The organism is Desertivirga arenae, from assembly GCF_017355785.1.
GTDB classification, from domain to species: domain Bacteria; phylum Bacteroidota; class Bacteroidia; order Sphingobacteriales; family Sphingobacteriaceae; genus Desertivirga; species Desertivirga arenae.
In genome coordinates this window covers 198,380-224,026 of record NZ_JAFEWE010000008.1, presented here as the reverse complement: position 1 = coordinate 224,026, position 25,647 = coordinate 198,380, and the positions used below count along the sequence as shown (strand labels likewise).

Below are 25,647 nucleotides of genomic sequence, written 5' to 3'. Positions count from 1 at the left end.
ATCACACGTAAAAATGTAATAAGGTAATTGAATGCTAAATATAGAAATTTTGGTTAAACCTCCTCCTGGAGTTCATCCGTTTTATCTTCCAGATTACCCTTACTTTTAATCCCTCTTACCGGTGGTAATTCACTTTCGCGCATATAGATAAGCCAGGCGGCAGCATAGAGTTTACGAAGATTTTTAGAAAGCTGAAAAATTTCATAAGTTGTCAAGGTCTCCTCTGAACAACAATCCGACAAGGCAAAATGTAGCCAGTTATGTAAATGCTCGCGATACTCGTACGGACTAATCCTTTTAAAGCATTTTCTAACCGCTATATATGGGTTAGCCTCCTCTTTGGCGGATAAATTCTTCGGGAAATATACCCAGTCCCGTTTTTCCTGCTCGATCTGTTCTTTGGTCGCATCCTTAGGAGTTGGCCATTTATCATTATTTATGACCAGCAACAAGTCCAGCGCCTCCATCAGCCGGAGATTAATATCATAAAAAAGCAAAAGAGAACCTGCCTCGTGCTGGTCTTTGAAACAATCTTCATTGATCACACAATACTGCCAGCTCTTCAATTCTCGTTTATGCTCCCATGGCCAATTGACAGCGAAGAAATCTTCAACTGCTTTCATAGGATTTAGGATTTCACTAAAGCGTAGAAATTTGGGTTGTTGATCCCAAGGCGTGATATTGCGGGAATAGATGCTCATTTTTAAACTTTTATTATTGAGGTAGAGGCAAGTTACCCAACGTCTGGAGCGTAACCTACTCTTTTAGGTTGTATCTCAGAGTTTAAGCTGGGTAATTTACTCTGCTTGAAGTGCTAGGAAGAGTAGAACATCGGAAACTTTATTTAAATACTGTTCTACTCGAATCAGGCTAATGTGATTAATCTACCAAAGGCTTTTAGGAAAAATAAAGAGTGCTGCAGGTTAGGGGCCTTTTGAATTCCAAAAATTTCCTAACTTCATAACCAGTTAAATCAAATCGCAATGCAGCAAAATTTGGGGGAAAGGGGCCTGAATGATTAATATAAATATCGTCACTATTGAGAGCAAGCAGGGAAAACGTGAGATATACCCTACCCCTGTTAAACTTAACTGGGAGGAACTAGTAAAATTAAAACGGGGTAAGATTACTAAGATGTATTTGTACGACGATCTAAGAGATAAACAATACTTCGAAAACATGTCCTACCTTACTTAACATAAGTATTTGTACTTCTACTAATCTCATTATCTCTTAAAGCACCAAACCCCTTCTAGCCATACCAGAACCAGACCGTCTTTGCTCCTCTTTCTTTGGCATAGTTCAAGAATCTCTTAAAGTTCCGCAGATCGTGGCCGAAATTATTATCAATGTAGCCCTTTCCTTTATCTTGGTTGAAGTCAGAAAAGTAATAGCTTACCGTTTCCGGATCCATTGCTTCCTTTAGTAAAATATCTTTGAGATTATCTACTGCTCCCAGTCGCGAGATTAATGCTTCAATAGTTCCTAAAACTTTGTCAATATTACCTTCCAGTGCCTGTTTCTTCAGCTGTGCTTCAGCTATAAGCGCTTGCCTTTCGGCTTCGCTTTCTGCAGTGCTGAGTCGATAATCCAACTCTTCTTCAACTGGAAAGTCTTCCATCTGGTAAAGCGGAGAAATATCTACGCCAGTGATTTCTCGTATGGATTCAAAATCTGGCTTATGGTCTATTTGTCTCGCCGCCATAAAATTGCAGAAAGTTCTGCTCAGGCTATGCTGATCAGAAAGGCCTCCCTCTCTGAAGTAGTCAGAAGGAAATAACTCCTCGTCCTTATCGGTATTTACATGAATATCTAATCCCATTGTTTTTATCGATTTGATCTTTTATGATTGGAATAATAAAAGGTTATTAAAATTCTCCCATTTTAATTTCCTCGGCGCTTCTCAGGTCTTCGTAATCAAACCTTCCTCGTTCATCAACGGTCTCCTTGATTACTACTTTACCATCCTCAATCCAGCTTATTACTTGCTGCGCGTCCTGCACAATTTCGGGATAAAGTTCATTCAACAACTCCTCTTGCTCCTCTCTGCTAATTTCTTCCCATAACTTCTGGTAGTTTCCTGCTGCTGGGCATGAAACTGATAAACCGTATTTCAGTCCCAGGAGCTGCAAGAAGTTATAACCGGACCAATACAACTCATAGGTCATCCGAATTGAATCGGCACAATTTTCATCTCTGTTTATAATTGAATTAAGGATAGCAACAATCCGTCGCATTTCAAACTTCCCATATTCGATAAAAGGATTTAAGATCTTCTCCAGCTTGTTGTAGGCAAACTTGTCATTGTAATTTAAGGAGATCAACTCCAGATAGACGTCCGCCGGTAGCTCTTCTTCTAGCTCCCTTGTAGCATAAACCCATTTTTCAAAGTCAGGTAAAGTGCATTGATGTTTCAATACCTGATAAAATTTCTGTTGTAGACTTTCTGATATACCCATCGTTGGATTTCCTTTCAATTTACACCAGATTCTTATCCCAATTATTAAACATGACTACGAATTTACTATAGTTTATAAATTGTTTACCCCTGCTTCTTCAATACCACACTCCCGGACACCATATCATGCAACGCTCTTTTCTCATCATTGGAATGAATAACAAAAAAGGAAATTGTACCCAGGCCAAGTTTAAAGGTATATCTTAGAAATGCTTGAAATACGTTGATCCGCTGCGAATGATCTTCCCTATTCCTAACTCTGATCCCCTTCATGTAATTGCCGATGGTACAACCAAAGGCGGTACATAGTGGCTCATATAAAAACCAGATGCTAATAAAAAGACAAACTCTTAACCAATCCGGTGGGTTGCTGAAAAGTCGAGCACCTGGCTAAATACAACCATTATCACAAGGATAAAAAAGGTGTCGATAAAAGTAGATTGAAATCGTTTGAGCAGCAAAGGGTATTCTGCTTCCTCTGTTTCTACAGCGATTAGGTTTTCTGGTGTTTCCATGAATTGTGATATTCTAAACTCTTTTTTAAAAATGCGTAAGAGAATTGATTAATGCAAGAGCCTCTCTGAAAATATTATTTCATTGTATCCCAGATTTCCAATTCCCCTTAAAAAGATCCTACTTAACATAAATAACCGTACTTCACGTCAGGCAATTAAATCTCATACTCCCGTATCTTATGAACCTCCAGATGATTTCTAAGTGGTGTCGTTTATGGAAAGCCGGTTACTAAGCAATGCAAGGATTCCCCTCCCACACAAATTTCACACAGGAACCCTTGCATAATTTAGATGTAGAGCGTTTATAGAACTGATAGTATGATTGTTTAAAAGAGAATTGAAAACGTGCTTAAGGATCTGAATAAGTAGCTTAGGATGATTGCTTGCGATTAAAAACATAAGTTGTTAAGATTTTTTGATTTACCTAAAGCTCCTGATAAGCTAGACTTTTAACAATGATCTTCATCACTTTATAGAATATATTTTTCTTTTACCAAATTCATTTCTTTCTCTACATATACCGACTTCCAGTTAACCCTTAATAGGCTATTCAAAGCAGCAATCACCATTGCTACGATATCGGTATCACTGTAAATCTGAAGTTTTGCGTTGAAATACATCTTGTCAAACTGGTCGTAAACAGGAATGCTGGGATGGCTTCCATTTTCCAGGTACCAACAGGCTTCAAAAACCGAAAGCAGATCAACAAACAGATTCTGTTGCCACATATCCATATTTTCTTCCTCACTGTAATCTTCCGATAGCCATCCCTCTTGAACGGGACCATCATCAAGAGAAGATGTACCCTCTATGTTACTGGCGGTATCATTTTCAGGAAGCTTTTCCCTGGCTTCCTCCAGGATTTCTATCATCTGGATAATCCCCGGAACTGCCGGGTGTTCTATTACCTTTAAATGGGCCATATCTAAGGGTAACCATCCCCGGCCTTTGATCTCGCTCTTAAGTTCCTGCCATTCCCACTGCAGCCCCACGCTAAAGGCCATGTAGTAAAGGTTGCTAATGGTAATGTTTAAACGATGCTGAAGTTTTAAAATGGGCTGAATTGTTTCTGACATAAGGTTTTCCATGTATACTAAGGATTTGTTTATTAAGTAGTTATTTACGCTCACTGCCTCGGGCCTCTCTCCCATAGCGGGAGAAAGGCTGACACGTGACTCCTATCGCCGTTTATCGTAAGAGTCCGCCGGAAAGGAAATAAGGTTGAACATTTCTCTCAGGCGTGATCGCACCCGGCTGCCGTACTTGCTTTCCAGTTCAGAGGCTGAAAGATTGGTGGTAACGTGTGTAGGAATTCTCTTTTGGACAAAAAGATCATAGCGAGACAGCAGGATCTCTTGCATCACGTTAGTTTGTGATCCATAATGGCGGGTGATGGGCTCACCACCTAAGTCATCGAAGCAGAAGATCGGTGGTTGTTTCTGATTTGTCGCTCCGTACTCTTTGATCACCTTAACCCCCTTTTCTGAAAACTGCAGGCATATATCACGAACAGACACGATGTGGTAAGGGGAAGGAAGGATCTTCATGTACTGCAGCAATTGCATCAGGGAAGTTTTACCGCAGCCAATCGGTCCCACGATGAACAAACCCTTCCCAAGATCTATTCCCAGTTCTTTGGCGTGCTCCTGGTCTTGATAAGCATAGACCGCCGTTTTGTATATCGCACTATAATCTTTTTTATCGAACTGATATACTTTGCGAAATAGATTACTGCCGTTCCTGTTAAAATCTTCGATGATGTCGTTGAAGTTGAGGTATTTTACGGCTGTTACAGGGTTGCAGCCTTTATCCTCAGCAAGTTTGGTAGCAACTTGGCCTGGAATATTTTGATTACAAAGGTTCGTCATATTGTTTAGTTTGCGTGGTGGATTCAAGTTTTAAAGTTCTCTTTGCGGAGGGTACTGACTTACGGCCAGACTTCTTCGAAAATTCCTTTTGCCTGGCAATCCAGCTGAGTGCTGGAGCTTCCCAATTGCTGATAGGCTCATGGTTAATTTTCCAATCCTGAGCCTGGTAATAGTCAAAGAACTTCTTGGCCTCCCTGCTGCTTGAACCATTATCCTCGAAAAACTTTTTAATAATTTTTAATGAAAAGGTGTTTGTACAGTTTTCTACTGTTTCAACTTGTTTATTAGAAGATACCAGTCGTAGAACACCGCTTGCTTCAGCATTGGTATCATCGCATGTAGCTTTACTTGTGCGACTGCTTGTAGTAAATGTGAGGCAACGAATGCGACTTCCTAAGGAGATGTTTTTGGAAGGGAAATATTGGATGTATTTCCAGGTGTCCAGATCTTTCAGGTGATGGTGATAGGTCGTAGTAGAACCTATTTTCGACAGTTCCATTAACTCCTGCCGGTTTACATAAAAAAGGTTTTTGAAGTGAACAGCATTCCAAAGTTGGAAGATGGCCATGTATAAACTAATGTGATAGGCCGTCATCCGCGGATCAGCATTAGCTTTTTTAAAAAAGCCATTCAGGTGCAGAATGTAATTCATAAGTGTTGTGCTCTTTTAAGTTTCTGCTTCTGGCAAACCAGATTACGGTGGATTTGTAATTCTCTTTTAAATTGATTGTGAGGTTTTCGCTGCAACTCAGGAAAAACTCGCGCCAGGCGGTCGCCTTTGAATTTTCTCATCATACTTTTGTTAATTTTCAAAAGCAGAGGTAAAAAAAAGTTAGAAAAAAAACTATAGAAGGGGTTGCTGAGGCTGAACAACCCCCACTGATTGTCTGCGACTTGCGAGGTATTTATTTATAAATTTAATTCCTTTAAAATAGTTGTTTTTTACTTTGATCAATTGGGTAGGTTCAGGTTTATAGAATTTATTTGCAAAGCTATCTTTCGATATGTTTTTAGCGTAGGAAGTATGGTAAGCACTAACCATATTCGAAAAAAATGCTTCTTCATGATCCTGATAGCGATACAAACCAATTTTAACTTCCACAAAGGCCTTTGCAGCCATTTCATCTACCGACATAAAGCTTAAAATTTTTTCCAATTCTGCAATCACTGGAGTTTTCTTGTTTTCCTGATTTATTCCTCCGAATAAGTCATGAGGATTAGTACACTTAAGAAACTCAATTTCTTCATCTATCCAGCGCTGAATTTGCTTTTTAATGCTCTTCATATCTCGTCGATACTGCATACCCCTTTTAACCTGAATCTGACCCACTTCCTTCCTGAGGTGTTCCAGACGGGTGATAGAAGGATACACCTCCTCCTTCTTGATCAGGCCTATACAAAAGCTATAATAATCAGGGGAATTGTAATTCAATTTTACCAGAAAGCGGATAATTTCCTCTCGACTTTTAGTAGGTTCTTCAGGTCCAAATTCTTGAAATTCCAAGTAAAGAGCTCGGCAATAATTGATTTGGTGCCAGGTTCGCAGCTCTTTATGATGCACAAAGTCTACAAAGGGTTGTAATAGCAATGATGTTAATTGTGAATCTGAGTGCTGCAGTCTTTTCCTGATCTCCTCCTTATTACCCAATACTTCCTTAATAAAAAGCTGCTGGCTTACTTCAGGAATATAGTGATCCTTGGGGAGATACTTTCCGAAGACTTCATAAACGAAGGCCAATAGTGCCCGAAGCTTGTGATAGACCACTAAAATATCGGGTATGATCTCTTCCCAATGAAGTTGCGCTGATGGATCGGATTGGGCAGCCATAGCGCTGGGCGCTTCCCTAATGGTTTCCAATAGTTCAGAAAGCTTAATCAAGTGAAATTCGGTGAATTTGCGAAACTCCAATTTAGACCCCGGTTGGAAATAGCAATCTTTCAGTTGAGCCTTTAAACGCTCTGCCTCATGAATGATTTCCGCGTAGGGCAGGTTATTGCTGATGCAGCGGTCAAGGTTTTTGCGGAAGTGCTCCACTTCCACTTCTAATTGTAAGAGAAGGTTCATAAGACCAGAATTTAATTGGTGATAAAAATTTAAATTATTCAGGTGTCGAAACTAATTCATTTCCAATAAAAAAGGGAACCATAAAGCCATCTATTTAACTGAAATACAACACTTAAAAGCCTGCTATATGTCATGGTAGTTTAGACCTGGTTTCCTTAATATCCACGCGTGCGCAAGGGTTTCGTACAAGGGATGAACTGAGGTTGTCAGTAAGAAATAAAGGGCATTTTTTTATACTAAAATCAGAGATTAAGAAGGTAGTCAAGGAAAGATCGATGTAATCCTTGATCAGGATATGTTAAGTCCTATTCAGGACGATGTCAAATTAATCCAGGACGAGTGTAAAGCTATACTAGGACTAGACACGAGGTACCAAATTAGGGTCACCTTCGGGACAGGTTCGAGGCAACTTCGAAAGGGCTTCGAAGATTTTCGAACAAGGTACCCCCTTTTCTCGAACAAGTCTCGAAGAAATCACCCATCCTTCCGCAATTCTCCGCAAAAGCCCGCAAATAGCCGCAAAAGGCCGCAAGGGCTTCTGAGCATGGTAAAAACCTCAAAAACCCTCTCTACTTTTGTCTCAGGCTTTCGAAGATTACCGGTAATTGAGGCCAATTAACAGATTGTTTAACTTTTATTTTTTAACATCATGGGAAAATTTAGCAATGGAATTTTTGGAAACTTTTACGGAAAGATTGGTAATGTAGTAGGAAGCAGCTGGCGCGGTATTGACTACCTGAAAAGCTTGCCAAAGATCAACAAGAACAGGGTGCCTACACAGGCTCAGCTGGAGCAGCAAGTGCGCTTTGCACTCATGACAGCTTTTATGAATCCTTTGCGACCCCTAACTACAGTGGGCTATTAGAACCTGGCAGTGAAGGCAACGGGGCACAACGTAGCTTTGTCGGAAAACTTGAAGAATGCCATCACCGGTAGCTTTCCGGACTTTACGGTCGACTTTCCGTCGGTTAGCTTGAGCAGCGGAGTATTGCCTTTGCCGTCCAACCTGGCGGTAGCTGCAGCAGCTGGTTTGAAAGTAGATTTTAGCTGGACCGATAACTCTGGCAAGGGAAAGTCCGATAAAACAGATAAGGTGTTCACTATGGCCTTCTGCCCTGAGCTGGATGAAGTGGAATATACTCTTGGCGATGCTACTCGAGAGAATGCAGCACTGAGCATGCCACTTCCTGCAGAATGGGAAAGCAAGGACGTAGAAACATATCTATTCCTGGTGTCTGTGAATGGAAAAGAAGTGACCCGTACCTATTACGGAGGCAAAGTGACCATACTTGCCTAAGGAACTGGGCTGTTTGGAAGTAGACAGCCCCTTCTTCATATAAAGGGTTAGAATTGTACCACTCATTCACTAATTCATTCATTCATTCACTCATTCACTCATTCATCGATGTCGAGAAGGAAGAATGTCCTGAAACAAAAGGAGATGATCCTTGACACGGACATAACAGCAAAAGGTCCGGGCAACAACCCAGACCTTTGCTTTCTTGAGGCAGTTAACAATATCAAACCGCAATTCTTCTCTCGCCTCCATCACCTCCACCTCTCCTTTTCATTAGTGCTTCAACATCCGAGAGTTTAAAAAATAACTTGCCTTTAAAGGTATAAGAAGGTAAATCACCTCTCTTGGTCAAATCATACAAGCTGCGATCACTTATAGGCATCAGTTGCATCACCTCTTGCCTGTCCAGCCAGCTTTCCCGAAACTCCTGCTGCTTCTTCTTACTTAACATAAGAACTTGTACTTCTCTATTTTGAGTCTCCTCCCTTTCGTGTTTTTCATCAAGCTTGGAGAAAATAGCAATCAGGTTTTCAGCTATCGATCCAGTATTAATTTCCAGGGCATCAAGAGCTCTACATACTCTGATCATGCGTTTCTTTGTTCTTATACTTATTGCAGGGCTTTGCTTAGCGTTGTTTCTTTTCATCGCTACAATGGGTTTAATAGGTTTTAGAATAGTAGAATTGAATGTACATGATCGGATGATCATTATGGGTAAAGAGTACGCAAAAAAGCGTTAATTAAATGCTCATAGATTATTAGATTACAGTGTTTTATATAACAATTGTTGAATATAAATATAAGATAAAAATTTCGAATTTATATCCGTTTTATATAGGTAGTTGTATTAATTTTCTTAGTTGGCCAGGAGCTTATAAGTAAATAGATACAACGAAGGAAGACTCCAAGAGGATTTGCAGCCTAATAAGTTTGGAGTGGCTAAAGAGAGTAGATAGATTAATGGGGAGAAAATTAATGTTCCTTCCCGGATAGAAAGTCATACGTTTCCCTGGCATCTTTTAGCAGGTCCTCTTTGTAAGACTCTACGACTTTCAATTTCATTTTTAAGGCAACTGGATCCCATTGATGATACTCTTCCGGAATAGGAATGTCGTCCAGAACGCTTTCGTAACCAATCGCAAGCTTTTCAGGAAGGTACTTTTCAGCCATTTCATAATATGGAGCCCTAAGCCTTCTTGTAGCAAGAACTAAGTCTATTTGCTCATTTACGATCCGGGATAGTAATTCTTTGGTTCTCCAGATATTGAATTCTTCAGTATTAATATATGATTCTATTACTGTTTGCAGTTCTGCGCGAGCGTCTCTCTGGTTATAATTAAACGAGATTAAGGTAAAGTATTGTTCCGCTGGTAATTCAGATTCGAGGATGGCTTCATGCTTATAAATCCAGGTTTCAAATTCTGATAGCGACAAGTCACGGTTTAGCAGCTTAAAAAAGGTTGTTTTATTGGTTGGGTTAAGCATTCTCTACTACTTATTAGGCAATGGCTTGAATTAAACTCGCTATTATAAGGAAAGTTACGCGCATTTGTAAGCTGAATGAAGAAGGAAGCTAAGATTGTAAGTAAGAGGCCTTTCATTTTAAAATAAGTTTAATTAGGTCCAAGCAGTACAGCATTAAATATTGATTCTTTAGCAGCCCATTTAGTTCTCTTTATTTTCTAGATCCTCCATAAAAGTTAGTACATCCTTAAAGTATTCTTCCAACCCTCCATACGCATGCTCCCCGGGATGCCAATTTGCAAACTTCCAGTAACTCCAACCTACGTGTTCAAATGGAGGAATCAACAATAAATATTGCTCCTCCTCTATCCCTGCGATAATTATACTTCGCTCTAATTGTTGTCCAATATCCCGTAGCTCTTCAGTATTCCAAATCTCCACCAAAGAGGGATCAACATCTTTTAACCACGTGACTTCTTGTGCAGGCAGGAAAGATGGTTCGATATGATTTGGAGCGGAAAATCCATTACATAAATTAAGGAACTCTTTATAATCTTCCGGAAATCTAACATTCAAACGGGTTTCGAGTTCGTCAATTTCTTCTATAGTTGCAGGAGCATTTCCAAGCCAACCTGTTTGTTTTTGTTCTTCTTTGATTATGATATTGGGATCTGCCCGGCGTATTGCTAATTGAGATATTTTAATAAGGAGTTCTTTCATTTTATCATGGTGTGATTAGCCTTTTGTTTTTTCTTTCGCGCCAATCCTTCTAGACTATCAGGGACGTTTTAATGAAGAAGTTCTTTCCGCCTCCTTATTAGTCTTCGACTTTCAATTCTCATAGGTATCCTGATCCGTTAGTGGAAAGATTTCCCATTCCCAATAGCCTAAAAGCTCGTCTTCATAACTATCGTTCTCGGAATAATAATGATGAGCATGAGGTACCGGAAAGGAAAAAGCTTGCTCTTGAAAGCCTTCTTTCCTTAAGGTCGCTAATTGGTTGTTCAATTGCCCGTATGAATAGATCACATTATGCTGATCGTAAATCAGTAGCCCCGAGTTGTCTACTGTACCGATCCAAATATGGTGCCTTCCATCCGTCTCGAGGAAATCTTTGAATTTATGCAGGAATAATCCTAGATCAATAATATCTTCAATTATTTCTGATTGGTACCTTCCCTTTTCATTTCCCTGCCTTGGGATAAGCAGAACGTAGAGAATAAAATACGGGGGCTGTAGGTTTTCGCCTAATTTGAGCAGCAAGGCAATTTGATCGTCATCAGCAGCTACTTTTATTCTTTGGTATGTATTAGTGGTTTCAATTTCAAAAATCTTCCCATATTCATTCTTTACGAATGATTCGTCAGGAAGCATTCTTGTATACTTGTCCCTGGTAGTGCTTTTTTTGCTTTCTTCTACCATGGCTTCTGTGATCTTTATTGATTTGGAAATATCAAATGATGCCATAAGTTGTTTTAAGATTGATTAAAGCTGGCCATTATTCCATGAGGAAGGGTTGCTAATTGAAATTCGTGCATGGTGAAATTGCAATCACTAGAATGTAGTAAGTCCCAGCTTATACTTGTCATCCAAAGCTAAGCAAGGACAGTAAATAAAGTATATCGGTAAGCACATGCTAATAGCTTGTATACTAGTTAAAACAAACAAAACGACCAGTTAAACCTAACCGCAATATAAATCATTTTTCTGTCCTAAAGTCTCCCAAAATCTTTTGATCATAGTCATACCCATTTTCATTAGGAAATTTGCCTTTCAAGTCTGGAAAAACTAACTGAAGATAATTATAATTACGTTTATCGTAGTGTCTAATTGAAGAAAGCACGTAGTCGGAAAGCTGGTCGTTTTTAAGCTCAATAAAGACTACTGGAAATCTATCTGTAAGGTCTCTTAATTTTTGATTTATGGGAACATCATTGAACTTATATTTTTCAACATAGTTTTTTATCAGTTCACCTGAAAGGTTAGGTCCTAATCCAGAAATAAATAGCTCGGGAACTTTGAAGTTATCAAATACGCCTGTCGAATATGCAAAGGGCGTAAAGTTCGCCTCTTCCAGAACTGCCGTTATATGGTATCCCGTTTTTGCAATATTGTCATCAACTCTTTCGAAGTATTCTTGTTTCTTTTGGTCCATATTCATCTTAACGCCATCAAAAGTTCATTATCCATTTATTTATGCCCTTCAAATAATCGTTTTTTAAGTTGCATAACGGTAGGATTGGTCGAGGCTTGCTTGATCTCAATACATATCACCCCATTCGTGACTTTGGGGCCATGAAGCGAAGCGCCGTAGCCTCAGCATCCTTCAATACCTCCAATATTTCTATCCATTCAAGCCGATAAAGCTACTATTCTTCCTTTAACAAATTCGGCAGCGATGGTTTCATAAGAGAATAGTGTTCAGTTGTACTTGGAATTGGATGTCAACTGATTGGAATAGATCCTCGATTTGCAGATTTTTTCTCAGCTCCAGCTCATATTTATCAAAACTTTATTCCCTGTAACTTCAACTCTCCCCCCGGCCGCTCCATTTTCTCCCGGGAGAATCTCATACACCTTTGTTTCACCGACAATCCTGGGTTTATTAGTTTTCAATCTCTTACTATTCTTAATCCATTTTTCGATCTCAATGGGGGTTGATCGAAACTCTATGATAAACTGTCTTGTAAACGGACTACCTCTCTTTTCAATTTCAATGTCTTCTGCGTAATCTGGTAAACTCGAAAGACCTCCCATTGCAAGGGTTGCTTTTATTGATTCTTGATACTGCCATGGAAATACGTAATTGGACAAGTATGCGACCAGTATAGCTGAACATAGAAAAGCAACTATAGTTATTGGGATAAATATTTGTTTAAATTTCATCGTTTCTTAGACATACCTACCTTTTTTGTGTCTACTTGGGCAATATCCTTAGATATAACTTGTTAATACCAACTTACTCCTGACAAACAATAACGATAGGCTACCAACAAGCCATAGTTAATCAACTTAGGTAGTAGCTTCAAAATCATTTGATATCGTATTGTCATAACGTTAGCTAATCTTTTTAATTTTTTTTCAATTGAACATACACCTGATCCCTGGTTGAAAAACTTCCACCTTTAACATACCATGCAAGCATATCACCAAATGTAAGATCTTCGGTTTTTCTGGCTGCTAAGAAATCTGAATGCGGTATTTGTGGCCTATATTGCCCAAATGAGATCAGCCATACAATCAGGTGGATAGGAGCAAAAAAAAGTAACACAAGACTCTCCAGGGGTTGAAAGAGTTCGCCTTCGTTCAAAAAGTGTTTTGAAAAGTCAAAGCCGGAAACGTCGAGATGATATTTAGCTACAAAGTCGGCAATCAGTTCATAGCTATCATCGCCGGTCCATCCAAGATCTTCTTCGTTCCGGGTATTTATAGATTCCACATCTGCTCCAACTTTAGCCTCTATAAAGGTTTTCACTTCGATATAAGCTTTTCTTAAAGAGGAGAATTCGGGGCATTTAATTGTCTTCATTGTAAAGGCCTCAGTTGCTATTGATATTGGCTCGGACTAAGGTAATAAATTCGGTCCTCCCTTTTTCCAACTCTTTTCGCCGAAGTGATAGCAATTATTAAGGACTTGAGTTATTTTTACAACTTTATGAGCACTAGCTAGACCGATAGACATATGATGTTCAAATATTTCGACCGCCCAGAGGTTTTTTCAGGACTTAAAACAGAAGCGACAACCTGCGACTGCTGTTTGCAAGAGAAGTATTGCTTCGACGCGAATTTTTTTAGTGGAACTGAAGACATAAGCTCCATCTGCCCGGAGTGCCTTGGAAGTGGGAAGCTTCTGGACAAACATATTTTTTCATGTAGTGGAGATATGACCGAACTGATACGTCAGTTAAAAGAATTGCATCCTTCCCTTACTGATTCAGAAATTGAAAAAATTGCGGAAGAAAAAACTAACGAATTAGAAAAGACAACACCCTATTTGGTTACCTGGCAAGAATGGGACTGGCCATGCGCCGACGGAGACTATTGTAGATTTATCGGGTTTGGTTCCCGTCCCTTGTATAATTCCCTGGCAACGACAACTTCAGGAGAAGAGCTCTTCCGGAACTCTTTTTACTATAACCTGAAGGATGATTCTGACATTGATTACCTGTGGCAAGATGTTTTACCCGATGAAGAGGTGAAAGATTATAATGACAGCAATGAAATGTCGACTCTTTTCTATGTTTTTAAAAGCTTAAATTCTGAGAAGATAGTTACCATTTGGGATTGCGAATAGACATGGTAAGCGTTTTATTTTACCAAACTCACCCTTTTCAAACATAGATATTTTGAATTAATAAACTCTGTTTTGTAGTTTTCCCTATTAAACAGGACGAAACTTAGACTATTATCACATGGGTCTCTTCAATATTTTTAAGAAAAAAAAGCTGAATAACAACGACGAGCATAATAGCTTTCTGGCAATGTTAATGTATAATTCTAGTGAGACCTATCAACTGGATAAGTTGATAGAGCAGCTAAGGGTTCATTGGCAATGCAAAGTGGATGATATAAATGGGGACGAAGAAGCCGGCATTTTAGAAGTGGACGGACAAAAAATTATGCTTGCCACTATTCCTTCTCAGATTCCCTGGGATGATATTGAAGGAACAGCGCAATATGCCTATAACTGGGAAACAGCAGCAACAGACCTTAAGGACCATAATAGCCATGTTATCGTCTCAGCTTTTGGTAGTGCCAGTTCCGGACAGCAACGAGCAGTAACATTAACAAAAGTCATTGCCTCTATACTTACTACAAGTAATGCTGTAGGTGTGTACAAAGGTGCCCATTCTTTACTTATTTCGAATGCCGATTACCAGGCAGCAGCAGAATCACTTAAGGACGATACTTTCCCTGTTTCTCTCTGGATCTACCTGGGCGTAAGGAAATCAGGTGATAAAACGAGCCTTTATACCTATGGGCTGAAAGAGTTTGGCAAAATGGAAATGGAGATTATTGATTCCCCTAGGGATATTGAATACCTCTATGAATTCTTACTTAATATTTGTCACTATGTTCTTACTGCTGATGTAACCCTTAAGGATGGCGAAACATTAGGACCAAGCGCTGAAGAAAAAATAGAGATCAGTTTATCAGAAGGCAAATTTGTAGAGGGACAAAGTCTGAAACTTGGATTTTAGAGATAGGGAGCGGGAAGCAATTTCACGGAGGACCTACGTGTTACTGAAACTTGTAATCTTGACAACCAACAATAGCGCATAATGCTTTTAGTCTTGGGAAAATAAGAGCGAAGCTGGGTGCAAAATCTGGAAACCGTGCTCATTGATCCCCCCCACTAAATAATGCGCTGAGGCTGAAAACCAGGTAATATTTTTCAAATAACTAATATCATAACCTCCCTAGCCAGCCCCCGGCAGTTGTTTCCAAAACGGAAATAACTTAATTTTTAGCAACTCCCTCCTTTTTCAAAATACTCTTAGCAATTGCTTAATTCCGGGTAGGCATTTTCAAGGCGAACATATCAGTGATTGACTTTTGCAATCCCATTGGGTAAGGATTCAAATTAGTTTTGGAGTAATCAAAGTTTGTGTCCGTTGAGGAGTTAAAATACAATCATGCCTACTTTGGATATTCCGGACCATACTGACCCCACTTTTGCCGGGCATTTTAGAAGTAGCAAAATGCATTTGCAGCGCTTAAACGCATGCCATTCCGGCGGATACTGACCCCTCTTCAGAGATAAATGCTCGTTGTAATGGAGCATATTGACCCCGGCTCGGTTTCTACTGGAGCATGTTGACCCCTCAAAACGGTGGTCATTGGGCCATAAGAAGTGCTACCGAAAAAACGTACCGGAGCATGCTGACCCCTCTGAACATTTGGTTTTGGCTGAACTTAGTGACCTATTTGTTACTAAGAACGAACACTGATTGCCGGAAAACCACGACCAATGAGTCAGATAAAACAACTGTTACGCTTACATCTTCAGGGCAGCTCTATTAAAGCTATAGCCCGCACATTATCTATCAGCAAGAACACGGTTAAGTCTTATCTTGCTAAACTCGCTTCTGCTTCCCTTAACGCAGAAGAATTGCTTATCCTGGAAGATCCGGTATTAGAAAGCCGATTTCATTCAGGTAATCCGGCTTATAAAGATCCACGTTATGTTCATTTCAAAGGTAATCTGGAGTACTTCTCTAAGGAGCTAAAGAAGACAGGAGTAACTAAAAAATTGCTTTGGGAAGAATATATTGCGAGCTTTCCGCAAGGCTATGCCTATTCGCAATTCTGCTTTCACCTGCACCAGCAGCTGGTTGCTCGCAAGCCCTCTTCTGTACTCACCCATGAACCTGCAGACAAGCTTTTTGTAGACTTTGCAGGAAAACAAATCAGCTATACGGATATGGAAACCGGGGAAGTTATCCAATGCCAGCTCTTTGTGGCTTGTCTTCCATTCTCAGACTATGCTTTTGCAATAGTCGTACCCTCACAATCTACCAGCGACTTTCTATATGCTTTAGCTCGTTGCCTTGAAGCTATAGGAGGAGTTCCCAAAGCTGTAGTTCCAGATAACCTGAAAGCTGCTATTGTTAAAGCAGACCGCTACGAGCCTGAAGTAAACCGAACTATGGAAGACTTTGCCAATCACTATGGGATGACTGTTCTCCCTGCAAGGGTAAGGAAACCCAAAGATAAAAGTCTGGTTGAAAATCAGGTAAAGATGCTCTATACCCGTGTTTACGCCAAACTACGTAATCGCACTTTCCTTGATCTTGCCTCTTTGAATGAGGCTATTTCGCAAAAGATACGCGAGCATAATCAAACGCGCATGCAGGGCAAAGACTATTGCCGGGAGGAGCGCTTCCTGGCTGCTGAGAAGCACCAGCTATCCCTCTTACCACAGGAACCTTTCCAACTTAAGTATTATGCAGAGGCAAAAGTTGCAGCTAATGGCCATATAAGTCTTCAAAGGCACTTCTACAGCGTACCATATGCTTTAATCGGAAGCAGAGTTAAGGTGATTTATACCCGGACTATGGTGTATATCTACGCTCAGGGAAAGCAGGTTGCAGTCCATTTGAGAAGCTATAGCGGAGGTTATACCTCGACTAAAGAACATCTCAGTTCGCAGAACCTAGCCTGGCTAAACAGGAGCCCGGAGCATTATCTGGAGCGGGCAAAGCACAAGTCTGATGAGCTGCATCAGCTTTTTGAGCTAATCTTTCAGCAGGACCGATATCCCGAGCAGCTTTACCGTACCTGTGATGGCTTATTGCGCTTGTGGCGCAATACCGACAGCGAGAAGTTCTCCAAAGTATGTCGCATCGCTATTGAGCACCGGATCTGTTCCTATAAATCCATTCAGAAGATACTCGAAAATAATCTGGCTTTCTATCTGGAAGAAGATCAGATAGAAAAGCCTCTACCCGTGCACAATAATATAAGGGGCAAGAACTATTATATGCAATACACAATAAACTTTTAATCATGCAAATAGAAACACAACTAAAAGAGCTGCGCCTGCACGGAATGGCGCGTAGCTGGCAAATCCTTCAGGAAACCCGTAAACATCATGAGCTAAACCTATCAGAAGGACTCGAGCTGTTGCTTGGAGCAGAGCAGGACCAACGAAGCGGGAAACGCTTTGATCGGCTGCTAAAGAATGCTAGCTTTCGTTATAAAGCCTCTATTGAAGAACTTAATACAGATCCTTCACGTGGCATTGATCGCTCCCTGATTGCTGAGCTTTCTTTGGGTAATTATCTGTCAAAGGGAGAGGCTGTCTTGATCAGCGGAGCCTCGGGAGCAGGCAAAAGCTTTCTAGCTTCAGCCTTAGGACACCAGGCGTGTGCCCAGGGATATAGAGTGGCCTACTACAACCTTCAAAAGCTCTTACTGAGAACTAAAATGAGTCGGATTGACGGTTCCATCTACAAGCTGATGGAGAAGTTATCCAAAATAGAATTGCTTATCCTGGATGACTTTGGACTCACTCATCTGGAACAACAACAGCGCATGGACCTGATGGAGATCATTGAAGATCGGCACTCTCGCCGCTCAACCATTATTGCTAGTCAACTACCTGTAGCAAGTTGGTACGATGTGATTGGAGAAGAAACGATTGCTGACGCAATTCTGGACAGGCTTGTACACACCGCTTATAGAATTGAGCTTAAAGGTGAAAGTCTAAGAAAAAAGAGGTAAAATTGTCAGGCCTTCAGAATTGAAAGCTAAAACCTAATTAGAGGGGTCAGTATGCCCGGTACGGGGTCAGCATCTCCGGAATCTCCATACTTTACCAAAATGGCTGGGAGATGTTGTTGAGACAGCTTTTAGCAGCAAAATTCATATGGCAACAGTTTCAAGAGTTGAGTACTTACACCCGAAGCTGAAGCAGGTAACTTTTACTGGAGATTTCTCTGGTATCATCTTCAAAGTTGGTTTCGCTATAGCCTTTCGCGTTACAGAAAGGGATTTTAGAAACTATTCGCCTAATTTCTTCGATAGTGAAAAGGGTATGTGTGAGGTTATATTTCATCTTCACGGAAAAGGCCCGGGTAGCCGTTTTGCTGAAGAACTCAAGACGGGAGACATTGTACGGCTTATTGAGCCAAGAGGAAAGCAAATGTATCATCCCGAAGCAAGCCGTCATTTCCTCTTCGGCGATGAAACTACAATAAGCCTTTACTGTAGTCTTGCATCAGTAATTGAATCAAACAATCAAACTTATGATGGAATCATAGAGCTAAGTGATTTAGATTCAATTCCTGAGCAGTTGGGATTGCAATTACAAGTAGTTAAAAAAGGAACCCAACCAGCAGAATTCCTAACGAAACGATTGAAATCCTGGGAATTAGAATCCCCAGCGTTATGGAGAGATGCAGCTTTTTACGTTACAGGAAATGCACAGTCAATTCAAGTCATCGTTAAGGAATTAAAATGTTTCGGTGTAAAGCCCAAGCAAATAATAACTCAGGCTTTCTGGGCAAACGGAAAAGTGGGACTGTAAGTTGCAACTGGTCGTAGTGAACGCTGCAGGAATCCGCATCTTTTGCCTCAGGAACTTTTTTCGTCGTTGTCTGCCAATGTCTGGTTTGGAGGGATAGTTTCGCCATTAAAATCAATCGTGTATTTGTTCCCTTGAAAATCCGTCAGGAAAATACAATTGTCTCCTATACGTACTTCTTTCTCCCCGTCTATATTAACCCAAATATCCTTGCCGCTGAAGCTCCATAGTAAACTGCCATTAATATCGATACGATGGATTTCCATTTCTCCACGAAGCAAAAAATCGTCTTCTAACTCATAGAATTCAAACAGTGATGCAGGATCGGGCTGAAGAATCCATTTAACATCTCCCGTTGTGAGATCAAAGGCAAGGAACTTAATTCCAAGACTCATTATCAATGTATCGTCAATCAGCTTTACAGAACAGGCTTTACAATACTCTTCTGTGGTATGAAGATATAATCCCCCGGTAATACCTGAAATAAGAAACCGTTTTTCTCCACCATCCTTATCGCTTATTGCTATCATTATGGAGCCCTGACCAACATTATCTTTATCCAAAACGAGAAGCCTCGTAACTGGATCAATACCACTATGTCCCCTTGCCTGATAATCTAGAGTTACCATGAAGTTACCGGCGGTAATTGTTAGGGTTTGGGTATTAAAATTAATAGAGTTGGTCATTGCTTTTAGATTGCCTATTTGAGTCTCTCTGGTTCTTTCTTTTCTCTTCTTTGTATTCCTTTTTTAAATCACCTTTCTTTTTTCCCTGCAATACCTGCCAGTCAGAACCCTCCCGCAAAGACTTCAAACGGAGCTGTTCTTCCTCGCGATCAGAGATTCGTTTGCCTACAGGCAAAGCCTCTTCATGTAAAAATCCATATAATGATTCCAGGTTTTCATTAACTAACTTGAAACTTAGTGGAGGTAACTTAAGCTTCTTTTGATGAAGGTAAAAGTTCATCTTGCCATGTACCCCTAAAGTAACGACCCGTGGGATAAAAGTTAAATAAAGAGAATCATTATTGATGTGATAAAGTCCCCCTGTTACTTTATTGGATTTTCTGGTGTACCTAATACTACAGAATTTCCCATCTTCTAACAGGAAAAGTTCCGCTTTTGCTTCAAGGCTGTCTTCAACTGATGCAAACTCAAACATTTTCTCCTGAAGGTTCTGAGCTTTAGTTTGCATTATGCCAATAACGAGAGTGATTGTAATAAAGGTTATCCTAAGGTGGCAAGACATGTTGTAAATTTATGGATTTTAGTAAAAAGAATTGTAGGCATCTACGTTTCATTTATCCCTTTTACCAACTCTTTTCGCCAAAGTGTTTCATTATTGAATCTGTACTCGTATTCACTTAAATATAACCGACTTATGAAGTGCTGGCTTTTATTAATCCTTCCGATGATCATGACTTCATGCAAGAAGGAAACCCGAACTCATAATACCACTTGTACAGAAATTCCACAGAGCTCTAATCCCAATTTCACTAAAGACATTTGTGTTTCAGAGACTTGTAAGAAATATGAAGCTATTTGGAAAAGTATTCTCCTGGAGAAAAATGGACTTGATGAAGAGTACTTTAGGAATCATATTGAGATAGTACGAACTTCGATCAATGAATTTCAGGATGGCATCGTATTTTGGGTTACGATGCGAGTAACGGTTGGCTGGGCATCCACTTATGTGGGTGATAGCTTTATTATAAAAATAAATAAAGATAATACTTATTACCCAGCTCTTCCTGTCCCGCGATATGTCTATCTAACGAAAGAGGATATAAGAACAATCGTAGATAGCAAAGCTTTTAATTCACGTGTAACTAAACTTTCAGGCGAAAGTACCTTGAATATACCATCTAAGGAAGAAGCATTAAAAAGGATGAAGAAGGCGGCTCATGTAGATAACCTTTGTAATTCGGGAACGATAATTAGCAGAGCGTCCGGACATTTTATGTTGCGCGCCGGTGCCAGTTATGTGAACGGCTATAACGAATGCATGACATCCACAATCAACCTTATAACTGGTGAAACCCAAGTTTCAAATGGGCCTTGCTGGATAAATTTTGAAGGTTCTTTGGATTATTAAGGCTGTTTAGGTTACGTATTTTCATTCTCCGCAAACTTTCGCTTGTCGGCGGGCATTATTTCTGTAGCTTCCTGTAGCGTAAACTAAGGCTATTACGTACTAGTAAAAATAGTATTATGAGAAAGATTCTCGTTTTTATGCTGATTATTTCAGGTGTATTAACCCTAGGCAGTTGTGATAAAGGTGAACGATCAGATTTTAGTTTAGAGAACTCAGTTATAATTAAAGTGGAAGGTCCAACTTCTGTACAAGTGGGTCAGGAAATAAGCCTGGAGGTAACACTACAAGGTATTAATGGTTGTGCTAGTTCCGGTGAATTCCAGGAAACAGGTGACGGTAATACACGCGTAATAAAAGGAAGCGTAATATACACAGGCGAAGCATGCTATCAGGCTTTGAAAGCTATCACTAAAAGTTACAACTTCAAAGCCTCCGCTACTGGAAAATACGAATTAAAATTTGTTAAGGCTGATAAGACTTTCATCACCCATACAGTTACGGTGACTAAATAAAATGGAGATTAATAGCCTCTCCTACCGTTCTTAATTATTATGGTCTACAATCTGCGTTCCTCACTGTAACCTTTTGTTCTTAACCCAAGTTCTATTTCAGCTAATTTCTGGTTCCAATACAACTTCATTTCCTCTCTTTGGTCGTTACTTAAGAGCTTATCCTGATGAAAACTGATCGTTGCTTTTTCGCGATCTCCAATAATGCGAACTTGAAGTGCTGAAAAATTATTCCATTCTTTCTTTTTCCAACTCATCCTGACGTGAGAATACGGAGTAAGAGTGGTAACAGTCCCTTCAATGCCATCACCTGTAAGATAGGCTTTTTTGATTTCCAATTCATCCTCTATTTCTCCAAGCCAAATTACGAGTCCGCTTTTTGAAAACATGAAGTCCCATAGATATTCCTTAGAATAAGAAAATGTTTTTCTAAGCCCAAACTGCCAACCTGCGTCTTTAGTTAATCCAACCAGCGCTTTCTGTGTTTTCATGCTCTAAAATTAGTAATTCTGCTTCTGGCCCAGGTATGTTAGTTTCCATAATTACTTATTATTATAGCTAACGATGCCTCTTAGATACATGTTTTTCTCAAAACCTCTTACAGGAAATCTTAATTAAACGACGCTCTGAACTCGAGGGGGGAAAGCTTGGTTTTGGTTTTAAATAACCTGCTGAAGGATTGTGAATGCTCAAAGCCTAAAGCATACGCAACCTCGCTAACAGATAAACTGGTTGTCGAAAGCTTCTCTTTTGCCATCTCAATCAGCCGTTCATGAATATGCTGCTGTGCACTTTGGCCTGTCAGCGAGCGCAACATGTCACTCAGGTAGTTGGGAGAAAGGTTAAGATTTTGGGCCAAATACGCTACAGTAGGGATACCCATGTTCACACTCAGCCCATTTATAAAATAATTATCCAATAGCTCTTCCATCCGTTCCAATATACCCGTGCTGGACGCTTTACGGGTCAGGAACTGTCGTTTGTAAAAACGATTGGCGTAGCTTAGTAATAGCTCAAGCTGAGATATAATGACATCATGGCTAAAATTATCGATCCGGCTATCCAGTTCCTTTTCCACAAAACCGAAAATAGCCATAATGGTATTCTTTTCTTCTTCCGATAAATGCAGGGTTTCATTGATGCTATAGGAAAAAAAGCCATACTCTTTAACCTTTTTAGCAAGCGGGTAACCCAGGAAGAAATCAGGATGAACAAGGAGAGTGTATTTCGAACATACTGATCCATCCAGATCGTTTCCTCCTATGATCTGGCCAGGAGCAGCGAATAGTAAGCCTCCCTCGTCAAAATCATAATAACTCTGGCCATATTTCAACTTTCCGCCAAGTTTTGGCTTGTAAGCAATTTTATAATAAGCTAATACAAGAGGTGATGGAAGTTTTCCTTCAAGTGTGGCATGCGCGCCGTTGATTAAACTGATCAGCGGGTGTTTCGGCTGTGGCAGACCAAACATCCGGTGCGCTTCGCTGAGCGACTCCAATTTTAATGGCTGTTGATCATTCTTTTTCATCATAGCTAATTTAAGGACACCTATCCATACTATTTGTTGGTAGGTGTCCAATTTTTGTCATTTCATTGCGCTGAACGGGAAATCTCGTCCCAAGCCTCCCAGGTAGCTAGTCGTTCCGCGTACACCGCTTTTAGACCAGGCAGGTTGTGGCTTCCCAGGTTGAAGCGCAGCGGAGGGTTTTCTGCATCCACAACCTTAAATAAGGCTTGCGGTGTAGCCGAAGGATTTCCCCTTTCGATCCCCTGCAATTCCTCCAAAAATTTCGTTTTGAATTCATGGTATACTTCGTTACCCGAAAACAGCTTCCCGATCTGGTCACTACCAAATTCGGTTGCATACGCCCCCGGTTCAATGATGGTAACTTTGATGCCGAATTGAGAAACTTCCATTGCGAGGCTTTCGTGGATCGCTTCAAATGCCCACTTGGAGGAACAATAATATCCCAGAATGGGCAAAGCCATATGACCCAGATTGCTGGAAGTACCCAGGATATGGCCGTAACCCTGCTCCCTCAAAAGAGGCAAAGCGGCCTGAATTACTGCTACCGGACCAAGAACATTCGTTTCGTATAAGGCACGAATATCTTCTGCGCTTCCATCTTCTATGGTACCTACAAGTGGGTAACCAGCGTTATTCAACACAATGTCTAATCGGCCGAAATAGTTATGGGCACTGGTAACAGCTTCCTTTACCTGTTCGGAATTAGTCACATCAAGTTCAAGGATAAGTACCCTGTCACCATATTTTTCTTCGAGCGCCTTTAAATCTTCTTTTTTACGTGCGGTGGCCGCTACCCGGTCGCCTCGTTCTAATGCTGCCTCTGTCCAGATGCGTCCTAATCCACGGGAAGCGCCCGTAATGAACCATACTTTATCGTTTCTATTTATCATTTTATTTAAATTTTATAGAAACAAAAGTCCGCAAACACTCCATAGCTTTTGTAGCCTAATTACTGGTCTTTGTAGGCTAATTACAGTTTTGTTAGGTATCAGATGTGGGATCCTGATTGAAACTAATTTTGGAATTAAATTGGCTGTGTATACCAGGCCTATTTACTCAGGATTTTTACACGTACATGCCTCCTGCTAGACCTTTTATTGAAGTTTTTTCTGATTTACGAGGGTTAAGAAATGTTCTCCACCTTTTCGTCTTTCATAAATATAGAAAAACCTTATTCGCCGATTTACAGTCTTTCAGCGAACTCTTTTATTCGACCAAATATCTCATCAAAATCTGGTTGCCCTTTATAATATAGAGCCTTTGTAAGTTCGTATCGTTTCCTAAATGCTGCCCGTTTATCTTCGTTGGAAAGTAAAAATGCTTCATTCTCCACGATAGGAATTGCGAAATCTTTCTTTGGAAAGCGGTTTTCTTTATGTGCTCTATACTCAGAAGTGCCAATGAAGTCCAATACAAGAGGATGTTCTAATAGACAATATATGTCGTAGTATTGCCGCATGTAGTTGGGCTTTTGCCTTCCATCTTCCTGTTCCTGACGAAATTTAGTAGCAATGGTTTGAAGCTTTTCTACAAATGTTTAGCCTGGATGATAGCAACTTACGTCCATTGCTCGGTTGTCTACAATCTTGATAGATTCTATTTCACATGCTCTCTCGAACGCCCATGAACTGATTGTAATACCCTTGTTAGGAGTTACCGTATCAAATCCTGCTTCAAGTAAAATACCATCTTTTACGCCCGGTATAGATGATGTGAAGGAATGGTAATAAAGTCTAATGCCCCCACTCCGGTAATTCTCAGAATCATCAAACACAGGATCCCTTATAACTGAAACAATGCCATCTATCCTAATAGCTTCGGCAAGCCAGTCATAGAATTCTTTCCGGGCTTTGACATAATTTGGCTTGTTGTTTTTGGGGTTTTCGTTAATTCGGAACCTTTCCGGAGGGCTGATGTGAATATCAATATCTTCAGAAAAGCGATTTATTACTTTAAATCCTTTTGACAATGAAGTGCCGCCTTTCAATTCAAACTTAAATCCCTGAGCTTTCAGCCCATATAAAACATGCATCAGCCAGTAATCTTTTTCAATTAGATTTGCCAGGACGCCCGTCTCATTCTCAAGAATTAGCAAGAGCTCGGGGAAATCTTTTCGATCATGTAAATAGCTAAGAGGCATCTTAATTAGTTGGCGACTCCAAGAGTGGAGTTAGTAGTTTTTTTGCCTTTGCCGTTCCGTACTTAGATACATAGCGTTTCAATTTCCGGGTATCCATAGCCTGAACCTTAATAGCTACGTTCCTTAATACCTCCGCAGAATCTTCGGCAAGTGTTTCAAGGTTGTTCAAAAGGTCAACCAACAGAAATTCACTGGTAACTTTGCTTGGAAAATGTGGCTTCATACGGAATGAAAACCTCCTGTTTCCAAATTTGAATTCACCGTGCCTTTTATGATTGTATACAATTCTTTCATTATACAACTGGGTAGTACCGACTCCTAAACTATTATAAGAATTTGCTGAAGTAAGCAGAAACCTATCGTCTTTAAGAAAGCTTCGTATCAAGATCTCTTCCTCTGGTGGAGTTTTACCGAAGGCACCTAATTTCGGGTAATAGTATAAACCATGAGAAAGTTTTTGAAGGGTATCTTCTTCAACCAAAGCATCAAGGTGACGATCAATTGATTTAGACCATTTGGCTAGATCATCCCGACGATACACTTGACCTCTTTTAAGATGTCTTTTTAATTCTTCAAGTCTGTTCATTGATTCCTTATTACAAAAATAGTGCTAATCAGTTAGAAGTTGTAACTATTTTTATTAAAAATCCATGCAAATTTTCAAGATATTTACCTAATAAT

General features: G+C 40.1%; 30 protein-coding genes and 2 pseudogenes. 9 read left to right on the top strand and 23 right to left on the bottom strand.

The annotated features are described in order from the left end of the window. Positions 1 to 53 precede the first annotated feature (53 nt). Positions 54 to 623 (bottom strand): hypothetical protein, encoded by a 570-nt coding sequence (locus J4N24_RS16900; RefSeq protein ID WP_207534885.1) that lies wholly within the window; start codon positions 621 to 623, stop codon positions 54 to 56. A 391-nt stretch (positions 624 to 1,014) separates the two neighbouring features. Here J4N24_RS16900 and J4N24_RS16895 point away from each other — a divergent pair, with 391 nt between their 5' ends. Further along, positions 1,015 to 1,197, top strand: coding sequence for a hypothetical protein (locus J4N24_RS16895; RefSeq protein ID WP_207534884.1), 183 nt, complete (start codon positions 1,015 to 1,017; stop codon positions 1,195 to 1,197). Between the two features lie 55 nt (positions 1,198 to 1,252). Here the strand turns inward: J4N24_RS16895 and J4N24_RS16890 are convergent, their stop codons facing one another. The 8 genes from J4N24_RS16890 to J4N24_RS16855 form a co-directional block, all read right to left on the bottom strand. Next, entirely contained in the window at positions 1,253 to 1,822 is a 570-nt protein-coding gene (locus tag J4N24_RS16890) for a hypothetical protein (RefSeq protein ID WP_207534883.1), read from the bottom strand. Positions 1,823 to 1,868: 46 nt separating this feature from the next. After that, positions 1,869 to 2,459: a hypothetical protein gene (locus J4N24_RS16885; protein WP_207534882.1), complete on the bottom strand. Its 591-nt coding sequence runs from the start codon at positions 2,457 to 2,459 to the stop codon at positions 1,869 to 1,871. An 83-nt stretch (positions 2,460 to 2,542) separates the two neighbouring features. After that, positions 2,543 to 2,788: an RDD family protein gene (locus J4N24_RS25915; protein ID WP_369806237.1), complete on the bottom strand. Its 246-nt coding sequence runs from the start codon at positions 2,786 to 2,788 to the stop codon at positions 2,543 to 2,545. Positions 2,789 to 2,808: 20 nt separating this feature from the next. Then, positions 2,809 to 2,973 carry a hypothetical protein gene (locus J4N24_RS16875; RefSeq protein ID WP_207534881.1) on the bottom strand — a complete coding sequence of 55 codons (165 nt, stop codon included), beginning with the start codon at positions 2,971 to 2,973 and terminating at the stop codon, positions 2,809 to 2,811. A 470-nt stretch (positions 2,974 to 3,443) separates the two neighbouring features. Beyond that, positions 3,444 to 4,049, bottom strand: a complete 606-nt coding sequence (locus tag J4N24_RS16870) for a hypothetical protein (RefSeq protein ID WP_207534880.1) — start codon at positions 4,047 to 4,049, stop codon at positions 3,444 to 3,446. Between the two features lie 102 nt (positions 4,050 to 4,151). Next, positions 4,152 to 4,841: an AAA family ATPase gene (locus J4N24_RS16865; RefSeq protein WP_207534879.1), complete on the bottom strand. Its 690-nt coding sequence runs from the start codon at positions 4,839 to 4,841 to the stop codon at positions 4,152 to 4,154. Next, on the bottom strand, positions 4,825 to 5,493 hold the full coding sequence (locus J4N24_RS16860; protein WP_207534878.1) for a hypothetical protein: 669 nt from the start codon (positions 5,491 to 5,493) through the stop codon (positions 4,825 to 4,827). Before J4N24_RS16860 ends, J4N24_RS16865 begins: the two co-directional genes overlap by 17 nt. 192 nt (positions 5,494 to 5,685) lie before the next feature. Further along, positions 5,686 to 6,906 (bottom strand): hypothetical protein, encoded by a 1,221-nt coding sequence (locus tag J4N24_RS16855; RefSeq protein ID WP_207534877.1) that lies wholly within the window; start codon positions 6,904 to 6,906, stop codon positions 5,686 to 5,688. A gap of 649 nt (positions 6,907 to 7,555) precedes the next feature. Here J4N24_RS16855 and J4N24_RS16845 point away from each other — a divergent pair. Further along, positions 7,556 to 8,203, top strand: a pseudogene (locus J4N24_RS16845) (DUF6266 family protein). 223 nt (positions 8,204 to 8,426) lie between these two features. On the opposite strand, the gene J4N24_RS16840 reads toward J4N24_RS16845, so the two are convergent. The 7 genes from J4N24_RS16840 to J4N24_RS16810 form a co-directional block, all read right to left on the bottom strand. Beyond that, a complete protein-coding gene (locus J4N24_RS16840; RefSeq protein WP_207534874.1) occupies positions 8,427 to 8,849 on the bottom strand; it encodes a helix-turn-helix domain-containing protein in 423 nt (140 codons plus the stop codon). Positions 8,850 to 9,175: 326 nt separating this feature from the next. Continuing rightward, positions 9,176 to 9,688, bottom strand: coding sequence for a hypothetical protein (locus J4N24_RS16835; protein ID WP_207534873.1), 513 nt, complete (start codon positions 9,686 to 9,688; stop codon positions 9,176 to 9,178). Positions 9,689 to 9,868: 180 nt separating this feature from the next. Beyond that, the gene (locus tag J4N24_RS16830; protein ID WP_207534872.1) at positions 9,869 to 10,387 is read right to left on the bottom strand and encodes an SMI1/KNR4 family protein; all 519 of its coding nucleotides are present in this window, start codon (positions 10,385 to 10,387) and stop codon (positions 9,869 to 9,871) included. Between the two features lie 111 nt (positions 10,388 to 10,498). Then, positions 10,499 to 11,134 (bottom strand): hypothetical protein, encoded by a 636-nt coding sequence (locus J4N24_RS16825; protein ID WP_207534871.1) that lies wholly within the window; start codon positions 11,132 to 11,134, stop codon positions 10,499 to 10,501. A 232-nt stretch (positions 11,135 to 11,366) separates the two neighbouring features. Continuing rightward, positions 11,367 to 11,822 carry a DUF4262 domain-containing protein gene (locus tag J4N24_RS16820; protein WP_207534870.1) on the bottom strand — a complete coding sequence of 152 codons (456 nt, stop codon included), beginning with the start codon at positions 11,820 to 11,822 and terminating at the stop codon, positions 11,367 to 11,369. 329 nt (positions 11,823 to 12,151) lie between these two features. Continuing rightward, a complete protein-coding gene (locus J4N24_RS16815) occupies positions 12,152 to 12,553 on the bottom strand; it encodes a hypothetical protein (protein WP_207534869.1) in 402 nt (133 codons plus the stop codon). 184 nt (positions 12,554 to 12,737) lie between these two features. Beyond that, on the bottom strand, positions 12,738 to 13,196 hold the full coding sequence (locus J4N24_RS16810; RefSeq protein WP_207534868.1) for a DUF1493 family protein: 459 nt from the start codon (positions 13,194 to 13,196) through the stop codon (positions 12,738 to 12,740). Positions 13,197 to 13,349: 153 nt separating this feature from the next. On the opposite strand from J4N24_RS16810, the gene J4N24_RS16805 reads away from it, so the two are divergent. From J4N24_RS16805 to J4N24_RS16785, 5 genes are all read left to right on the top strand, one after another. Continuing rightward, positions 13,350 to 13,961, top strand: coding sequence for a CbrC family protein (locus J4N24_RS16805; RefSeq protein ID WP_207534867.1), 612 nt, complete (start codon positions 13,350 to 13,352; stop codon positions 13,959 to 13,961). Positions 13,962 to 14,079: 118 nt separating this feature from the next. Then, positions 14,080 to 14,868: a DUF4261 domain-containing protein gene (locus tag J4N24_RS16800; protein WP_207534866.1), complete on the top strand. Its 789-nt coding sequence runs from the start codon at positions 14,080 to 14,082 to the stop codon at positions 14,866 to 14,868. Positions 14,869 to 15,638: 770 nt separating this feature from the next. Continuing rightward, on the top strand, positions 15,639 to 17,174 hold the full coding sequence (gene istA / locus J4N24_RS16795) for an IS21 family transposase (RefSeq protein WP_242691677.1): 1,536 nt from the start codon (positions 15,639 to 15,641) through the stop codon (positions 17,172 to 17,174). Positions 17,175 to 17,176: 2 nt separating this feature from the next. Beyond that, positions 17,177 to 17,893, top strand: coding sequence for an IS21-like element helper ATPase IstB (istB, locus tag J4N24_RS16790; RefSeq protein ID WP_207534865.1), 717 nt, complete (start codon positions 17,177 to 17,179; stop codon positions 17,891 to 17,893). A 145-nt stretch (positions 17,894 to 18,038) separates the two neighbouring features. Beyond that, the gene (locus tag J4N24_RS16785; protein ID WP_207534864.1) at positions 18,039 to 18,698 is read left to right on the top strand and encodes a siderophore-interacting protein; all 660 of its coding nucleotides are present in this window, start codon (positions 18,039 to 18,041) and stop codon (positions 18,696 to 18,698) included. 47 nt (positions 18,699 to 18,745) lie between these two features. Here J4N24_RS16785 and J4N24_RS16780 read toward each other — a convergent pair whose 3' ends face one another. Then, positions 18,746 to 19,381 carry a hypothetical protein gene (locus tag J4N24_RS16780; protein ID WP_207534863.1) on the bottom strand — a complete coding sequence of 212 codons (636 nt, stop codon included), beginning with the start codon at positions 19,379 to 19,381 and terminating at the stop codon, positions 18,746 to 18,748. After that, on the bottom strand, positions 19,365 to 19,889 hold the full coding sequence (locus tag J4N24_RS16775) for a hypothetical protein (protein ID WP_207534862.1): 525 nt from the start codon (positions 19,887 to 19,889) through the stop codon (positions 19,365 to 19,367). Before J4N24_RS16775 ends, J4N24_RS16780 begins: the two co-directional genes overlap by 17 nt. A gap of 186 nt (positions 19,890 to 20,075) precedes the next feature. Between J4N24_RS16775 and J4N24_RS16770 the strand changes: the two genes are divergently transcribed. Together J4N24_RS16770 and J4N24_RS16765 are read left to right on the top strand one after the other, a co-directional pair. After that, entirely contained in the window at positions 20,076 to 20,789 is a 714-nt protein-coding gene (locus J4N24_RS16770; protein ID WP_207534861.1) for a hypothetical protein, read from the top strand. Positions 20,790 to 20,905: 116 nt separating this feature from the next. Continuing rightward, positions 20,906 to 21,301 carry a hypothetical protein gene (locus tag J4N24_RS16765; RefSeq protein WP_207534860.1) on the top strand — a complete coding sequence of 132 codons (396 nt, stop codon included), beginning with the start codon at positions 20,906 to 20,908 and terminating at the stop codon, positions 21,299 to 21,301. A gap of 44 nt (positions 21,302 to 21,345) precedes the next feature. Here J4N24_RS16765 and J4N24_RS16760 read toward each other — a convergent pair whose 3' ends face one another. The 5 genes and pseudogenes from J4N24_RS16760 to J4N24_RS16735 all read right to left on the bottom strand — a co-directional run bounded on the left by J4N24_RS16760 (position 21,346) and on the right by J4N24_RS16735 (position 25,552). Next, positions 21,346 to 21,789: a hypothetical protein gene (locus J4N24_RS16760; RefSeq protein ID WP_207534859.1), complete on the bottom strand. Its 444-nt coding sequence runs from the start codon at positions 21,787 to 21,789 to the stop codon at positions 21,346 to 21,348. A 119-nt stretch (positions 21,790 to 21,908) separates the two neighbouring features. Then, positions 21,909 to 22,826 carry an AraC family transcriptional regulator gene (locus J4N24_RS16755; protein WP_207534917.1) on the bottom strand — a complete coding sequence of 306 codons (918 nt, stop codon included), beginning with the start codon at positions 22,824 to 22,826 and terminating at the stop codon, positions 21,909 to 21,911. A gap of 62 nt (positions 22,827 to 22,888) precedes the next feature. Then, positions 22,889 to 23,716: an SDR family NAD(P)-dependent oxidoreductase gene (locus J4N24_RS16750; protein WP_207534858.1), complete on the bottom strand. Its 828-nt coding sequence runs from the start codon at positions 23,714 to 23,716 to the stop codon at positions 22,889 to 22,891. 293 nt (positions 23,717 to 24,009) lie between these two features. Further along, a pseudogene (locus tag J4N24_RS25595) lies at positions 24,010 to 24,858 on the bottom strand (nucleotidyl transferase AbiEii/AbiGii toxin family protein). 109 nt (positions 24,859 to 24,967) lie between these two features. Then, positions 24,968 to 25,552, bottom strand: a complete 585-nt coding sequence (locus J4N24_RS16735) for a DUF6088 family protein (RefSeq protein WP_207534856.1) — start codon at positions 25,550 to 25,552, stop codon at positions 24,968 to 24,970. Between the last annotated feature and the right edge of the window lie 95 nt (positions 25,553 to 25,647).

What these genes read in the sequence shown, in the direction of transcription:
- J4N24_RS16900 (WP_207534885.1), bottom strand. Translation starts at nt 623, where the DNA reads ATGAAAGCAGTTGAAGATTTCTTCGCTGTCAATTGGCCATGGGAGCAT.
- J4N24_RS16895 (WP_207534884.1), top strand. Translation starts at nt 1,015, where the DNA reads ATGATTAATATAAATATCGTCACTATTGAGAGCAAGCAGGGAAAACGT.
- J4N24_RS16890 (WP_207534883.1), bottom strand. Translation starts at nt 1,822, where the DNA reads ATGGGATTAGATATTCATGTAAATACCGATAAGGACGAGGAGTTATTT.
- J4N24_RS16885 (WP_207534882.1), bottom strand. Translation starts at nt 2,459, where the DNA reads ATGGGTATATCAGAAAGTCTACAACAGAAATTTTATCAGGTATTGAAA.
- J4N24_RS16875 (WP_207534881.1), bottom strand. Translation starts at nt 2,973, where the DNA reads ATGGAAACACCAGAAAACCTAATCGCTGTAGAAACAGAGGAAGCAGAA.
- J4N24_RS16870 (WP_207534880.1), bottom strand. Translation starts at nt 4,049, where the DNA reads ATGTCAGAAACAATTCAGCCCATTTTAAAACTTCAGCATCGTTTAAAC.
- J4N24_RS16865 (WP_207534879.1), bottom strand. Translation starts at nt 4,841, where the DNA reads ATGACGAACCTTTGTAATCAAAATATTCCAGGCCAAGTTGCTACCAAA.
- J4N24_RS16860 (WP_207534878.1), bottom strand. Translation starts at nt 5,493, where the DNA reads ATGAATTACATTCTGCACCTGAATGGCTTTTTTAAAAAAGCTAATGCT.
- J4N24_RS16855 (WP_207534877.1), bottom strand. Translation starts at nt 6,906, where the DNA reads ATGAACCTTCTCTTACAATTAGAAGTGGAAGTGGAGCACTTCCGCAAA.
- J4N24_RS16840 (WP_207534874.1), bottom strand. Translation starts at nt 8,849, where the DNA reads ATGAAAAGAAACAACGCTAAGCAAAGCCCTGCAATAAGTATAAGAACA.
- J4N24_RS16835 (WP_207534873.1), bottom strand. Translation starts at nt 9,688, where the DNA reads ATGCTTAACCCAACCAATAAAACAACCTTTTTTAAGCTGCTAAACCGT.
- J4N24_RS16830 (WP_207534872.1), bottom strand. Translation starts at nt 10,387, where the DNA reads ATGAAAGAACTCCTTATTAAAATATCTCAATTAGCAATACGCCGGGCA.
- J4N24_RS16825 (WP_207534871.1), bottom strand. Translation starts at nt 11,134, where the DNA reads ATGGCATCATTTGATATTTCCAAATCAATAAAGATCACAGAAGCCATG.
- J4N24_RS16820 (WP_207534870.1), bottom strand. Translation starts at nt 11,822, where the DNA reads ATGGACCAAAAGAAACAAGAATACTTCGAAAGAGTTGATGACAATATT.
- J4N24_RS16815 (WP_207534869.1), bottom strand. Translation starts at nt 12,553, where the DNA reads ATGAAATTTAAACAAATATTTATCCCAATAACTATAGTTGCTTTTCTA.
- J4N24_RS16810 (WP_207534868.1), bottom strand. Translation starts at nt 13,196, where the DNA reads ATGAAGACAATTAAATGCCCCGAATTCTCCTCTTTAAGAAAAGCTTAT.
- J4N24_RS16805 (WP_207534867.1), top strand. Translation starts at nt 13,350, where the DNA reads ATGATGTTCAAATATTTCGACCGCCCAGAGGTTTTTTCAGGACTTAAA.
- J4N24_RS16800 (WP_207534866.1), top strand. Translation starts at nt 14,080, where the DNA reads ATGGGTCTCTTCAATATTTTTAAGAAAAAAAAGCTGAATAACAACGAC.
- istA (WP_242691677.1), top strand. Translation starts at nt 15,639, where the DNA reads ATGAGTCAGATAAAACAACTGTTACGCTTACATCTTCAGGGCAGCTCT.
- istB (WP_207534865.1), top strand. Translation starts at nt 17,177, where the DNA reads ATGCAAATAGAAACACAACTAAAAGAGCTGCGCCTGCACGGAATGGCG.
- J4N24_RS16785 (WP_207534864.1), top strand. Translation starts at nt 18,039, where the DNA reads ATGGCAACAGTTTCAAGAGTTGAGTACTTACACCCGAAGCTGAAGCAG.
- J4N24_RS16780 (WP_207534863.1), bottom strand. Translation starts at nt 19,381, where the DNA reads ATGACCAACTCTATTAATTTTAATACCCAAACCCTAACAATTACCGCC.
- J4N24_RS16775 (WP_207534862.1), bottom strand. Translation starts at nt 19,889, where the DNA reads ATGCAAACTAAAGCTCAGAACCTTCAGGAGAAAATGTTTGAGTTTGCA.
- J4N24_RS16770 (WP_207534861.1), top strand. Translation starts at nt 20,076, where the DNA reads ATGAAGTGCTGGCTTTTATTAATCCTTCCGATGATCATGACTTCATGC.
- J4N24_RS16765 (WP_207534860.1), top strand. Translation starts at nt 20,906, where the DNA reads ATGAGAAAGATTCTCGTTTTTATGCTGATTATTTCAGGTGTATTAACC.
- J4N24_RS16760 (WP_207534859.1), bottom strand. Translation starts at nt 21,789, where the DNA reads ATGAAAACACAGAAAGCGCTGGTTGGATTAACTAAAGACGCAGGTTGG.
- J4N24_RS16755 (WP_207534917.1), bottom strand. Translation starts at nt 22,826, where the DNA reads ATGAAAAAGAATGATCAACAGCCATTAAAATTGGAGTCGCTCAGCGAA.
- J4N24_RS16750 (WP_207534858.1), bottom strand. Translation starts at nt 23,716, where the DNA reads ATGATAAATAGAAACGATAAAGTATGGTTCATTACGGGCGCTTCCCGT.
- J4N24_RS16735 (WP_207534856.1), bottom strand. Translation starts at nt 25,552, where the DNA reads ATGAACAGACTTGAAGAATTAAAAAGACATCTTAAAAGAGGTCAAGTG.